This is a genomic window from Ruegeria sp. AF7 (genome assembly GCF_056541885.1).
On the sequence record NZ_JBQFYX010000015.1, the window covers coordinates 1 to 13,705 of the forward strand.

Sequence of the window (13,705 nt, forward strand, 5' to 3'; positions counted from 1 at the left end):
CACACTCGAAGCCATCGCTGCCGGACACTCAAAAAATCAGATCGACGACCTGCTCCCGTGGAACTTTAAGCAGTCAAGCTGAAAGCCCAGCGGTCTTCAGCCACCGCTTACGCTGCATCGAAGAGAGCGCGCAGTGAAGTCCAGATGGAGTTCCCACCGCGTAGCCGTGACCTGCAATCCAGCAAGTAAGTACGGTGCTCGAAAGTAGGTCCATACTTCCAATGCCGAGCGGTTGAAGAAATTTTGATCGAAGCCCGCTAAATGTACTCATAGGTTTCGAACCCAAATTTTTCGATCAACATCTTCGCCAAACGCGGCAGTTATGGCCTCGGTAGAAATATGAAACCGCTCTGACAAGCTTGCGGCTTCGACCGGTACAAAACTAATAAGATCCCGAACCTTCCGACCTCGATCAAAAGAAATGATCTCATAGTTATTGCGCGTCCAATACACTATCCCACCAAGTAGAACACGTTGATCCCGATCGACGACTTCTAACACCGGATTTGCGAAGAAGTCAGTCCACCGAAGTGTTCCAACACCCACAGCGCGTCCGACGGCTTGCTCGATCGTGTTGCTCCTGAACTTGGTCCTAATGGAGTCCATAAGAATGTCGACAAGGCCGGACGAAAAGCTAACTTCTCCGGCGATACTCTTTGGAGACAAACCAGCCGCCAACATCCTTAAGACATCTCGTTCGTCTACAGACAGAGAATCTGTCGGGAAATCGAGGGTAATGTCGATTACATCCAGAGCCAAAAGGTGTGAACCGGCATGCAAAATTGACCCCTGTACTGGGGTAATCGGCGTCCAAAGTTGACCCCCCTGGTATTTGGTTTCGTTAGCTTCCTCGCAGATTTGAGGGAGCGATTTGGGGATGTTGGTTGTGGAGACGATTGCGAAGATCAGGCGGGCGTATTTCATCCAGAGGAAGTCGATCAAGCAGATTAGCCGAGAGCTTCGGGTATCGCGGAATACGGTGCGCAAAGTGGTGCGATCCGGAGCGACGGAATTCAGTTATGACCGGTCCACGCAGCCCCGCCCCAAGATTGATCCCTGGCGTTCCGATCTGGATGAGATCTTGGCCGAGAACGCCCGGCAACCGAAACGCCAACGTCTGACCCTTGTTCGGATTTACGAGGACCTGCGCAACCGCGGTTATGATGGCAGCTATGATGCGGTGCGGCGCTATGCGGCCCGTTGGTCGAAGGCAACGCGGGAAGCGTCTGCGGCGGCCTATGTGCCGCTCAGCTTCGATCCCGGCGAAGCTTATCAGTTCGACTGGAGCCATGAGATTGTCATACTCGACGGCGCGACCGTGACGGTGAAGGTTGCGCATGTCCGCCTGAGCCACAGCCGGATGCCGTTTGTGCGGGCCTATCCCAGAGAGACACAAGAGATGGTCTTTGATGCCCATGACAAGGCCTTCGCCTTCTTCGGCGGGGCCTGTGCGCGGGGCATCTATGACAACATGAAGACTGCGGTGGATGCGATCTTTGTCGGCAAGGACCGGGCCTATAACCGGCGGTTCCAGCAGATGTGCGGTCATTACCTGGTCGATCCGGTCGCCTGCACCCCGGCTTCAGGCTGGGAGAAGGGACAGGTCGAGAACCAGGTGGGCGTGATCCGGCGGCGCTTCTTCGTGCCGCGCCCAAAGTTCAAATCCTACACCGAGCTGAATGCTTGGCTGGAGGACCGGTGCCTGGCCTATGCCAAGGCAAACAAACACCCGGAGATGCGCGACAAGACCATCTGGGAGGTGTTCAAAGAGGAGCGTCCCAGCCTCGTTCCTTATGTCGGCCCGTTCGATGGATTCCACGCGGTTCCGGCCTCCGTCTCCAAGACCTGCCTCGTGCGCTTCGACAAGAACAGATACTCGGTCGATGCGCGTGCGGTCGGCCGACCTGTCGAGATCCGCGCCTATGCTGATCGGCTGGAATGCTGGCAGGATGGACGGATTGTCGGCCAACACGAGCGTACCTTCGGGCGCGACCACACAGTCTACGATCCCCTGCATTACATACCAGTTCTCGCCCGCAAGCCGGGGGCATTGCGTAATGGTGCACCGTTCAAGGAGTGGGACCTGCCGATTGCGATCCGCCGCGTGCGGCGCAAGCTCGAACGCCAGCCTGGCGGGGATCGGCAGATGGTCGATATCCTGAGTGCTGTGCTGACAGATGGGATCGAAGCGGTAGAGGCGGCCTGCGCCGAGGCGTTATCGCACAACGTTCATTCCGCCGGTGTTGTCCTGAACATCCTGGCTCGACACCGCGAACCGCCACCGCCCCTGACAATTGCGACGCCAGATGCGTTGAAGCTGGCCAGCGAGCCAATTGCCGACTGCAACCGATATGACAGCTTGAGGAGACGGACAAATGGAACGATCAGACGTGATCGACGCGATGGGAAAGCTAAAGCTCTACGGAATGAGAGCCGCCTATGACGAGGTTCTGACGACCGCCGTCAAACGGCAGCACGAGCCGCAGCAGATCATCGGTGACCTGCTGACCGCCGAGATCCGCGAGAAGCAGGCGCGGTCTGTCAAATACCAAATGACTATCGCCAAACTGCCCCTGGCAAAGGAACTGGAAGAGTTCGACTTCGAGACCGCCGAGGCGAACGAGACCCTGATCCGCGACCTGGCCACCTGTCACTGTGCCCTTAATTGCTGGACGTTAGCTTGAGAAAGTTGAGTAAAATCAGTGCTTGATTGTGCCTTTAATTTCCAAACTGTATCATTAATTACCGGACTGTGCCCTTAATTCCCGGACGGAGTGTCCTGTGGATAAGTCGCGTGGGGATGATCTTGTCTAATGAAGTAGAGAACTCAGAAGAAAGAGCGCTCGCAGTTGAACGGGCCAATGCGTTGCGTCCGATACTGGAACTTGAGGAGTCAGGGCAGGATATTGGACCGTTACTATTGGAAGCGGCCCAGAAGATGGGCGTTTCGAGAAGCACCGCATGGGATTATTACCGTCGCCTCAAGATAAATGATGGGCGCGCGAGCTCCTTACTCCCTAAACGACGCGGTCCGAAGTATGGTTCACGACGCTTGGAACCGGATGTAGAAAGCACAATTGAGCGCGTTCTACGTAAACACTACCTCGTTCCAGAACCACCAAGTTTTCTGAGGATCGTCAACGAGATCCGGGCGGAGTGCGCAGCGAGAGGCTATCGTCCTCCCACTCGGCGTACGATCAAGTCGCGTGTCGACGCTATGGATCAACGCGAAGTGATGCGGAAACGAAAAGGCGCAAAGGCGGCGAGGCAAGCTTTCGAACCGAGGGTAGGGGGCGTGGACGTGGAGCGCCCCTTGGAAGTAGTCCAAATCGATCACACTCTGGCTGACATCATTCTCGTCGATCAATTCGAGCGTAAGCCTTTGGGGCGACCTTGGCTGACTCTCGCAATCGATGTCGCGACCCGCGTTGTTCTGGGTGCGTATGTGAGTTTCGATACGCCGTCCGTCTTGTCCATCAGTTTGTGTCTGCACCATTGCGTGCGAACGAAGTCGATCCGCGCGCCAGAGATACTGGAGGAGTTGTATTGGCCTGCTGCTGGGATTCCGCAAGCCGTTCATGTTGACAACGGACGGGATTTCCGAAGCGACGCCTTCCAGTCGGCCTGTGCAGATTGGGGAATCTCAATCGAGTACAGGCCACCAGGTCGCGCGCATTATGGCGGCCACATCGAACGTCTGATAGGGACAACCATGGGCGCAGTTCATGTACTTCCGGGAACAACGCAATCATCCCCCAAGAACAGGGGGGATTACGACAGCTCTGACAATGCGGCAATGACATTGGAGGAGTTCGAGGATTGGCTGCACTTAGAGATATGTCGCTATCACAACACGCGTCACAGCGGATTGGGGAGAGCACCGCTCGCGGCTTGGGCAGACCTCGGTGGCGATGGCGCAAGCAGAAAGGTTGTCGATACCGAGGCGTTTCGCATCAGCTTTCTTCCTTCCGAACATCGACAGCTCGCTCGAACCGGGATCAAACTGTTTTCTGTCGGCTATTGGAGCGACGCATTCGGCCCAATGATCGGTCGTGGCGTTGGGAAGGTTACTGTCAAGTACGACCCTCGCGATATGTCCCAGATTTGGGCTGTAAATGACGAAGGACGGACCATAGTAGCGCGCTACAAGAATCTGTCGCGGCCACGGATTTCGCTTTGGGAGTCGCGGCGTGCGCGTGCGATATTTCACGAACGCCACGGCGGGACGATCCCGGAGGCGATGCTGTTTCAGATTATTGAAGAACAAAGGCGCATCGCGCACGCGGCCAAGCAGAAAACCCTGGCAGTGCGGCTGGAGGGAGAACGTCAAGCGCGACTTCCTAACGACAAAGCCAAACGCGATCCATCCCGCGAGATGTTCGCGATCGATACCAGTAATCCGGATCTTCCTACTTACCCGATAGATGACATTCATGGAAACAAACGAAAGACTTGATTTAGTCCGCAGTGACCGGTGGATCGCATTCGACCGTGCAAATATTGTTCTCAACAGGCTCACTTCCCTCATGGAGATGCCAAAACAGTCCCGGATGCCGGGCCTCATGGTTTACGGCAGTTCAGGGATAGGAAAGACCATGATCGCTAAGCGTATGGAAAGCCTGTACCCAACCCAATACGAAGCAGATATTGGTGTCACCCGAACACCGATCCTATTACTGCAGGCGCCACCAGCACCTGATGAGAGGCGCTTTTATCAGCACATTCTGGCATCGATCGGCGCGCCCATGTGGGGCCGGCATACCGTATCCGAACTGGAGGTGCGCGCCCTCAGCCATTTGCGCGACATGGACCTGAAGATGATCATGATCGACGAAGTCCACAACTTGCTGGCGGGCAGCTATCGTGAGCAACGGCGTTTCCTGAACATGCTGCGGTTCCTCGCCAATGATCTCTGTGCATCTCTCGTCGTCTTTGGTGTGAATGAAGCGGTCGACGCCATTCGCGGCGACGAACAACTGGCCCGACGACTGGACGAGCATTTCTTGCCTCTCTGGGAGGACGATATCGAGTTCTCTCGTCTCATCCAGACGCTGATCGCCGCGATGAAATTGGAGCGCGGATCCAGCCTCAGTGTGCATTCGCTTCGGACCATTCTGGGTGTGACTGGCGGTGTTACGTCGCGGGTATTCACGATGGTCAAGGCGCTTGCGATAGACGCTATCGAGACAGGCGAGGAGCGTATCACGGATGAGGCTGTTCAAGCCTGGCAACCAATCTGGGCTAAGCACAGCTGGAACATCCGAAGACAGCCAGTTCCAGCGTTTTAGTGCCTCCTTCTCCGTTGCCGAGGCGTCCACCACCGCTACAAGACGAATTGTTATCAAGTTGGGTCAGCCGACTTGCTGCTGCCAACTATTGCTCTGTTCCTGAATTGCTTGGCTATCTCGGGTTTTCGGGTGATAAGCCGCCGGAGACCAGTCACGATCTGCGAGGCGCAAATATCGAACGGTTCGGTACTCTGGCTCATCTGCCGTCGAGTGACATACAGAGCATGTTGCTCAAGCGTCGCGCAGGATTTCCAGTCGAATGTGTGCCCTGTTCAGACTTTCAGTACTGTCCGACATGTACGCGGAAAGTGCCTGGAGTTTCCCTGCGGCACTGGCGTTATGCTTGGTCTATGATCTGCAATTCCTGCGGTACTGGCCTGTTACCTCTCGGCACGACGCCAGGTGCAGAGTTTCAAGTTCCCTTACGGTTGGAAGTCCGAGCTTTGAAGGGCGCAGCGTGGTTGGAGCAACTGTATTGGCGCGGAAGTCAGCATGTTGTTCGGCAATTAGACTTGGCGCTACAGGTTGTACGGGTACTTGCGCCAGAACTTCGTCACGCGGGGCTCTGCTCCAAATCCCGCCATGACCGGTATGCTATGCTCGCTGCTGTTCACCTATTGATGACGCGACCATTGGTGGCCGTATCTATTGCGATGCGTCGTGATCCTTCAGCACGAGATAGGCTACGCATGGCATTCCCTGGTCAACGCAATTTATTGGATCAACTCGTTCACTTTTCATGCAGTTCGCCAGCCCCGGCGAAAGATGATCGCAAAATTCAGAAGGCCTGGTTCCCGGCACGAAAATCCGACAACACAACTAAACCCGATTTTCTGGCAGCGGCGAAAATAGCAATCGAACAACTCGGTGTGAATGCGGACCGTGCGGAGTTGCTCCGATGTGCGGATCGCACCCTCGAAAAAAGTCGCCGTTAGCCTGTGGATATCCGAGAATTAAGGGCACAAAACCGGGTCAAATGTACGGCAATGTTTCTGCGTCCAGTAATTAAGGGCACAGTGACAAGCGCGGTCCACAGACGCCATTCCTGCCCTCCAGTCGCCTCGAAACAAACAAGCGCGTGCGTTGATTGTGCCAGACCAACAAGCTGCGCGTGGCCCTCATCGCTGTTCGGGAGCCGCAACCTACGAATGTCCGGCAGACAATGAACGTCAAGCCAATCGCGGCTGACGTCTATGCCGATGATCTGTTCGTGTGATACTTTGTTCATACCCTCTTCCTTCTGCTCCGCGGTCCAGACCGGCCGCATTCAACTGTTCGAGACGATGAAGAGAGACGGTGCTGGCTCGCTAGGAAACGTGGTCATGCCACAAGGCTCAGACGCCATACACCGCCCCGTCAGTAACCTCGGCAAAGGTGGCTGACGGGGGTTAAGTTAGCAAACTCGAGATACAGAAGGCTCCAGACTCATTGATTTACAGCCAGAACAGCACGGTAGTTGCTAGAGCGATGGCCGAAAGGAATACCTTTGGGCATCTGTCATATCGGGTGGCGACGCGCCGCCAATCCTTCAGGCGTCCGAACATGATCTCGATGCGGTTGCGTCGTTTGTAGCGGCGCTTGTCGTATCGGACAGGCTTGTCGCGTGATTGTCGACCGGGGATGCAAGGCCTAATTCCCCTGTCATTAAGGGCTTCGCGGAACCAGTCTGCGTCATAGCCTCGATCTCCCAGCAGCCAGTCAGCCGATGGCAGACTGTTCACCAGAGCCTTGGCGCCCGTGTAATCGCTGACCTGGCCCGCGGATATGAAGAAGCGGATGGGGCGTCCGAGGCTGTCAGCAACAGCGTGCAGTTTCGTATTCATGCCACCCTTGGTACGCCCGATCAGCCTGCCGCGCCCCCCTTTTTCAACCGCAGGCTGGAGGCTGTGCGGTGCGCTTTGAGGTATGTAGCGTCAATCATGATGGTCTTATGATCGGTTCCCTCCGCAGCCAGCCCGGTCATGATCCGAGCGAACACACCCATATCGCTCCACCGCTTCCAACGGTTGTACAGTGTCTTTGGTGGTCCATATTCACGTGGCGCATCGGACCAACGTAACCCATTGCGGTTGATGAATATAATCCCGCTCAGTACACGACGATCATCAACTCTCGGCTTGCCATGGCTCTTTGGAAAGTAAGGCTGAAGCCGCGCCATCTGCTCGTCGGTCAGCCAGAAACCCTCCGTTGTGCAAATCCCTCAATCAGGCCCACAGGTGCTGACGTCAGACAGACGACAGTGCTTTGGCAAAGAACTTGGTTGCTGCTGGACGATTTCGTCGCTCAGACAGCATGAAATCAAGGGTGTTTCCTGCTTTGTCGACTGCTCGATAAAGATACATCCACTTGCCGCGCACACGGAGATAGGTTTCGTCCATGCGCCAGGAACTCAGCGTTGGTCGCTTCTTCGATTGCGCGCTCGCGGCGATCATCGACGAATACTTAACAACCCACCTGTTGAGAGTAGCGTGGTCCACCCGCACGCCGCGTTCGGCCATGATCTCTTCCAAATCACGGTACGACACTGTGTACCGCAAATAGAAATATACAGCGTAAAGAACTGCATCCTTGGGAAAGTGGCAGCCTTTCAGAGAGATCATACTTAAAACCTGTTCGAAAACTATTCGACAGGAAGAGACTGCGAAACCTGAGTGCTCGTCAATCTCAGTTCAAAATTTGCGACATGTATGGACATCCCCCTTTGGGCAAGAAGAATCTTTGGCCGGTAATTCGCGTCGTCGGGTGCTGACATGTATGCGGCCTCATAGTGCGGCCTTCACATGCCGCGGGCCCGTATGGAGTTCTCAGATCAGGTCCAATTCAGAACCACGTGCTCGAAGCACTGTGTCGCAAGCTGGTTTTCCCGACCCGGTCTCATCGACTGTTGCGCCTTACCTTCCGTTTGACCTTCCCACGCCTCCGGGATCAGATCGTTTGCACGGCTCTAACGTGTAACGATTGATCCCGGTATGCTTCGCCATGTGCCATCAACGCCCAGACAATCCGTGCCATTTTGTTAGCCAGTGCTACCCTGACCAACATGGGTGGCTTGCGCTCCAGCATCCTTGCGAGCCAGGATCCCGGGACGGCTCCTTTTTGCTCGGCCCATCTAACCACGGCGCTGGCTCCAATAATGAGGAGGCGCCGCAACGTCCGGTTGCCCATCTTTGACGTGCGCCCCAGGCGCTGCTTACCGCCAGTCGAATGCTGGAGTGGGGTTAAGCCTACCCATGCCGCAAAATCGCGCCCCCGTCTAAAGGTCGAAGGTGGTGGCGCAAGTGCAGCAATCGCTGTCGCAATAATCGGGCCAACGCCTGGTATCGCGGTCAACCTCTGACATGTTTCATCTTCCCTCGCACGCTGTGCGATTTGCGCCTCCAACTGTCTGATACGGACATTCAAAACTTCAAGCGTATCGACAAAGATGCTCAAGAGAGGGCGGGACATCTCCGGCAGTTCAATGCTCCCGTCTTCGACCGCAGAAACAAGCTTACGTACGTGTGTTGGGCCTTTCGCAACAACAAATCCGAATTCGGATAGGTGGCCGCGCAAGGCATTGATAATCTGCGTGCGTTGCCGGACCAACAGATCCCGCGCTTTGAAAGCCAGGGCTGCAGCCTGATTGTCCTCGCTGCGGACCTGCACAAACCGCATAGTTGGTCGCAGGGCTGCCTCGCAAATGGCTTCAGCGTCGATCAAATCACTCTTGCTGCGTTTCACAAACGGTTTGACATATTTGGGCGCGATCAAACGAACCGTGTGTCCGAGTGCTTCAAATTCTCGGCCCCAATAATGGCTCCCGGAGCAAGCCTCCATCGCAATGGTGCACGCTGGCAGTTCCGCAATGAACGATAGAAGCTTGTTGCGTCTGAGTTGTTTGCGAAACACCACCTCGCCCGTGGAGCTGCAACCATGAAGTTGAAACACATTCTTCGCAAGATCGATGCCGACAAGGTCCAAATCCGCCATTTTGCTAACCTCCTGATGGTTTCCATCTCCAAAACCTACCAGATGAGAGATCAGGGGATGTCCATTCCATCACAACCGATGAACGTCCGGAAAGGGCCGTCTCCGAAATCCAGCGGCAATGGAGAAGGGGCCAATACCGCCCCGCGGCAAGGAATGATGCATGAATAAACAACTACTGTGGCCAGTTCGCACTGGAATGGCCTCGATAGCCCAGACACGAACTTCATTCATTAACTTTTGGCTTCCAATTGGCTTGTTTCATAGCGTCGCCAAGTTCCACCCCGTATTCTGGATTCGCAAATAGTCTTTGAAACAAAATATCCACCCTACTGTCAGGCCATTCACGCGAGAGTTTATCTGACATAGCTTGAGCTTCACTTTCGTTCCCCAGCATCTGATGAGCCGCCATCAGATAGGCGACAGAAACAGGGCCGACTGGGCCACCCTTTTGGGTCACCTGCTCAAAGGCGGAAACGGCACCTTCGAAATCCTTCAGATGGAACTTTGCAGACCCCATCGCGTTCTGAAACACATAACCTCGGTCCAAATCTATTTTCGACAGTGCGTCTTCGCTGATCGCCACGACTTTTTCGAACTCACCTGAGTACAACAGGATCAATGACACGAACTCCAGCACGTGCACGTCGTTTGGTGCCAACCGCTGCGCCCTGTACGAGAACTCCATAGCTTCAGGCCAATTACCCTTGGTAAATTCGACCCAGGCCTTTGCAGATTGGCTCCACCCCATTTCGGGTGCCAATTCAATCGCCCGGCTGGCCTGTGTGTCCGCGTAACGCAGCAAGTCGCCGGTTGGATCAGCGTCCGGTGTAACCAGCACTATCGTTGCTGCAACCTGCGCGGCTCCTGCATGGCCTCCGAAATAGCTGTCGTCGTTTTCGATTGCCCCCTTGAATATCGTCAGGGCTCCGTTCAGTCGCGCGGGCTCCAAGGCCGGAAAGATCAAATCGCGGCCCGAATTGGCCAGGTTCACGGCCTGAAGCCGCATGGGGGATGCATCAAATATCGCGCTGCGCTCATCTTGGCTCAGGCTATCGACTGGCAGGCTGACTGGAACCCCACGATTTGTCGACATTAACGCAATTGCCACAGCAACACAGATTATAAGGAAAACCCCTGCAATCCCAATGAACGGGCGCGGCCAGGTGTAAGTCTTGGTTTCCGTCTCAGGTATTTCGGGCTGATCCGTCCCGGGCGATTTAATCGATATCTCAGGTGCGTACCCGCCTTTTGGCAGATCGAAAACAGTGACTTCATCGCGGCCATCTTCGACATAATATTCGGCCAGCTTGCGACGCAGGCGACCGGCGTCCACCCGCACCACATTTTCTCTTCGCGCCATCTCGGACATGGTCGCGCCGTAGACATCCATGGCGATTGTTTTGGCACGGATGTCATCGGCTCGACCGCTGATTGATTCCTCGACGACGTAGATAAGAAAGTCCTGCAGTCGCTGTGATCCAGCGAATGTCTGGGATCCGACAAGTCGCTGAAGCGCGACCCGCACATCTTTGGCGTCAGGCGTTCTACCACCACTAATACTAGTCGATGTGCTTTTGGATAATTCCATTTTTTCAGCAAGTTACATCTCTGATTATACCGTATTATGCCCCGATAAACCTTTTGTGAGAAGTGAATTCGGCCAACAATTCGGGGAATCTGTTGATTAGTCGAACGAGCGTCGAATTTGAAAGGTTACGTGCTTGATACCCTGTTTCCGAACCACCAAGCCGCAATTGCAGACTTACGGCGCGCGGACACGGTATTCGATGAGATTTGCCGGGACTACCAGCTTCTCAGCGACGAGTATCTCTCCATGAATGATGAGCCGGCAAGCCAATCGTACCAGTTTGCCTGCGATATCCGCGAAACCCTGGATGGTCTTCGGGATGAAATCGCCCAGTCACTGCGGCGCGCAGGTAAGATGTAATTCGAAAATGGGGAAGGGATACCGATGAGATCAATATTTAAACATGCCTCGGCCATGGTGCTGATGGCTGGCGCGAGCTTTGCTCAGGATGCGCCCATCATTCATGACGGAGAGTTCCAGTTTCTCCGCGCACAATTTGGCGATCAATGGGATGCTCAGGATACGGAAATCGACGCAAAGCTTGCAGAAATCCGTGACGCCAATGACGGCAAGCCCCCTAATATTCTCTACATTCTGATCGACGATGTCAGCTTCGGTCAGATGGGCAACCGGACGATGAACTATGTCACCGGTTTCGATACGCCCAACATCAACGATTTTGCCACCGAAGGCATGTCCTTGATGAGGATGTATACCGAGCCATCCTGCACGCCAACACGAACAGCGATGTTGACAGGTCGTCATCCGGCGCGCGCGGGCGTGGAAGAGGTCAAGGTTGCGCTAGTCGGTGAAGGTCTTGCGGCCGAAGAAGTCACGATTGCCGAAATCCTGAAGGAGGAAGGGTACAACACCGCGCATGTCGGGAAATGGCATCAGGGCGATATTGAACAATCCTATCCGCACAATCAGGGGTTTGACTGGGCGGCCTTTCCTTTGCACCAGCAAGTTCAACTGAGTCTGATGATACGGGACGCAATGGTCGCCAACAACATGCTTGGCTACCATGCGTCGGGTCAGTCCAACCAGTTTCAGTTGGATCAACGGTTCAAACCCTACGGTCTGGTAACTGGCGTTGAAGGTGAAGCTGGTGGTCTTGCCCGCGAAGTCGATATGGCACCGGGCGAGGAATGGACGCAGGCGAAATACGAAGAAATGAACCTGCGCTATCAGCGTCAGGCATTGGAACAGCTGGAGAAGCTGGCTTCGCAGGACGATCCGTTCTTCATGCAGTACTGGCCGCTCTATCCGCTAAACTTTGCCTATCCTGATGAGGCCGTTTCCCGCAACGGGGGCTTCCATGCCGACAAGTTGCAGATCCTGGACGGTTGGATCGGCGAGGTGCTGGCCAAGCTGGATGAAACCGGAAAGGCAGACAATACCATCGTCATGATAATGGCCGACAATGGCCTGATGTATCATTACGAGGGGACTTCCGGCCTGAACCAGCTGATTTACCGTGGCGGCAAGACGCAGCATCTTGAAGGCGGCGTGCGTACTGATGCATTTATCCGGTGGCCCGGAGTAATCGAGCCCGGCAGCGCGGCTGGTGATATCGTGCATGTCTCGGATCTGTTCACTACCTTTGCCCGGATCGCAGGGGCAACCGACCGCATTCCGCGTGACCGTGTGATTGACGGGATTGACCAGACCGCGCTGCTGCTTGAAGGCGAAGGCAATTCGCGTCGCGACTACGTCTATGTGTACGAAGGGCCGGTCTTGCGCTCGGTGGTCAAACAGGAATTCAAAATGCATCTGCCTGCACCGGGCCAGCCGGGCGCAGCAGCTCCTGTGTTCAATGTCTACCGAGACCCACGCGAGGAACATCCGCTTATCGGGTACTCCCTATGGTCCGGGGCGTCTTTTCAGGACATGGTCAAGCGCCATCAGAAAACCATTGCCAAACACCCGCATCTGCCACTTGGAAAGGGTGTTCCCTATGAAGGAATCGAGAACCTTCGCCCGGAAAGCGAACTGACCAGGGAAGTCTTTTCTAGCTGGCAATAACGAACCTGGGACGGTGGTGGAAAAGCCACCGTCTCATCAATCGCACGAGTTCTTTTCAGGTACATGATGGCCAGTCATTTCATTATCCAATCAATATTGACGTCCGCGTTTATGATGGCGGGTATCGCTGCCGGAGCAGAGGAAAACGCGTCTAACCCATTGGCTGCGGTCAACAACACGGACATTCGCTATCAGTATTTTGATCTGGAGGGCGGCGCAGACCGTCAGGATGCATTCATTGATGGCGCATACATGCTGCGACCTGATCTGAAATTGAAATATGAGCTCCATTACAATTCGACGAATGCGACCGGGAAGAGGTTCAACGGGTTTGAAAAGACCAGCTTCAAGCTGATCTATTTCCCGTCACAGAAACCTCTGAATGACACCTGGGCCGTCAAATCCGCACTTGGGCTGGAGTGGATTCTTGATTTTGGCGACCCCAATGAAGGTATCGGCACCGGATCTGATCAGATAGCCCCGTTCGGCGGTTTCGCCTTTGCAAACAATAACACCGGGTTGACGCTAATCCCTCTGGTTCAGCACTTTTCGTCCTATAATGGCCCGACCGATGTCAGCCAAACTGCAATGCGCCTGATTGCGCTTCAGCCGTTTGGCGATGGGTATTGGGCCAAGGCGGATATCAAGGCTCCCTATGATTGGGAAAACGACACCTGGCCCGCGACCATTGAGCTTCAAATTGGCAAAAACCTCAGCCCCGGAATTGCCCTCTACGCAGATGTGCTGATCGGGATTGGCGCTGATCGCCCCTATGACCAAGGCGCCGGAATCGGCCTCAGATTCAACTACTAAGTTTCACGAACTCCAAGGACAA

General features: G+C 54.9%; 11 protein-coding genes and 2 pseudogenes. 8 read left to right on the top strand and 5 right to left on the bottom strand.

The genetic code is table 11. The features are described from left to right. Window positions 1–267: 267 nt before the first annotated feature. On the bottom strand, window positions 268–942 hold the full coding sequence (locus ACR0AP_RS17050) for a helix-turn-helix transcriptional regulator (protein WP_480508092.1): 675 nt from the start codon (window positions 940–942) through the stop codon (window positions 268–270). Between ACR0AP_RS17050 and istA the strand changes: the two genes are divergently transcribed. The 5 genes and pseudogenes from istA (at window position 878) to ACR0AP_RS17075 (ending at window position 6,223) form a co-directional block, all read left to right on the top strand. Next, window positions 878–2,443, top strand: a complete 1,566-nt coding sequence (istA, locus tag ACR0AP_RS17055; protein ID WP_480508094.1) for an IS21 family transposase — start codon at window positions 878–880, stop codon at window positions 2,441–2,443. The genes ACR0AP_RS17050 and istA overlap by 65 nt on opposite strands. Then, window positions 2,376–2,645, top strand: a pseudogene (locus ACR0AP_RS17060) (ATP-binding protein); the annotation flags it as partial. The gene istA and the pseudogene ACR0AP_RS17060, both read left to right, overlap by 68 nt. 161 nt (window positions 2,646–2,806) lie before the next feature. Beyond that, window positions 2,807–4,456 carry a transposase gene (locus ACR0AP_RS17065; protein ID WP_480508096.1) on the top strand — a complete coding sequence of 550 codons (1,650 nt, stop codon included), beginning with the start codon at window positions 2,807–2,809 and terminating at the stop codon, window positions 4,454–4,456. After that, window positions 4,434–5,288, top strand: coding sequence for a TniB family NTP-binding protein (locus tag ACR0AP_RS17070; RefSeq protein WP_480508098.1), 855 nt, complete (start codon window positions 4,434–4,436; stop codon window positions 5,286–5,288). Before ACR0AP_RS17065 ends, ACR0AP_RS17070 begins: the two co-directional genes overlap by 23 nt. Further along, a complete protein-coding gene (locus ACR0AP_RS17075; protein WP_480508100.1) occupies window positions 5,288–6,223 on the top strand; it encodes a TniQ family protein in 936 nt (311 codons plus the stop codon). The genes ACR0AP_RS17070 and ACR0AP_RS17075 overlap by 1 nt, the downstream gene beginning before the upstream one ends. A 498-nt stretch (window positions 6,224–6,721) precedes the next feature. Here the strand turns inward: ACR0AP_RS17075 and ACR0AP_RS17080 are convergent. From ACR0AP_RS17080 to ACR0AP_RS17095, 4 genes and pseudogenes are all read right to left on the bottom strand, one after another. Continuing rightward, window positions 6,722–7,446, bottom strand: a protein-coding gene (locus tag ACR0AP_RS17080) for an IS5 family transposase (protein WP_480508102.1) whose coding sequence is annotated in 2 segments (ribosomal slippage) — window positions 6,722–7,156 and window positions 7,159–7,446 — 723 coding nt in all. Because the reading frame shifts where the segments join, the coding sequence is not laid out codon by codon here. A gap of 79 nt (window positions 7,447–7,525) precedes the next feature. Further along, window positions 7,526–7,888: pseudogene (locus tag ACR0AP_RS17085) on the bottom strand (IS6 family transposase); the annotation flags it as partial. A gap of 325 nt (window positions 7,889–8,213) precedes the next feature. After that, window positions 8,214–9,257, bottom strand: coding sequence for an IS110 family RNA-guided transposase (locus tag ACR0AP_RS17090; protein ID WP_170336195.1), 1,044 nt, complete (start codon window positions 9,255–9,257; stop codon window positions 8,214–8,216). Between the two features lie 223 nt (window positions 9,258–9,480). Further along, complete coding sequence (locus ACR0AP_RS17095; protein ID WP_171212845.1) at window positions 9,481–10,845, bottom strand: tetratricopeptide repeat protein; 1,365 nt, start codon at window positions 10,843–10,845, stop codon at window positions 9,481–9,483. A 129-nt stretch (window positions 10,846–10,974) separates the two neighbouring features. On the opposite strand from ACR0AP_RS17095, the gene ACR0AP_RS17100 reads away from it, so the two are divergent. The 3 genes from ACR0AP_RS17100 to ACR0AP_RS17110 all read left to right on the top strand — a co-directional run bounded on the left by ACR0AP_RS17100 (window position 10,975) and on the right by ACR0AP_RS17110 (window position 13,683). Continuing rightward, window positions 10,975–11,205 (top strand): hypothetical protein, encoded by a 231-nt coding sequence (locus ACR0AP_RS17100; RefSeq protein ID WP_171212846.1) that lies wholly within the window; start codon window positions 10,975–10,977, stop codon window positions 11,203–11,205. 24 nt (window positions 11,206–11,229) lie between these two features. Then, window positions 11,230–12,870, top strand: a complete 1,641-nt coding sequence (locus tag ACR0AP_RS17105) for a sulfatase-like hydrolase/transferase (protein ID WP_480508105.1) — start codon at window positions 11,230–11,232, stop codon at window positions 12,868–12,870. Between the two features lie 114 nt (window positions 12,871–12,984). Next, the gene (locus ACR0AP_RS17110; protein ID WP_480508107.1) at window positions 12,985–13,683 is read left to right on the top strand and encodes a hypothetical protein; all 699 of its coding nucleotides are present in this window, start codon (window positions 12,985–12,987) and stop codon (window positions 13,681–13,683) included. Window positions 13,684–13,705: the final 22 nt, after the last annotated feature.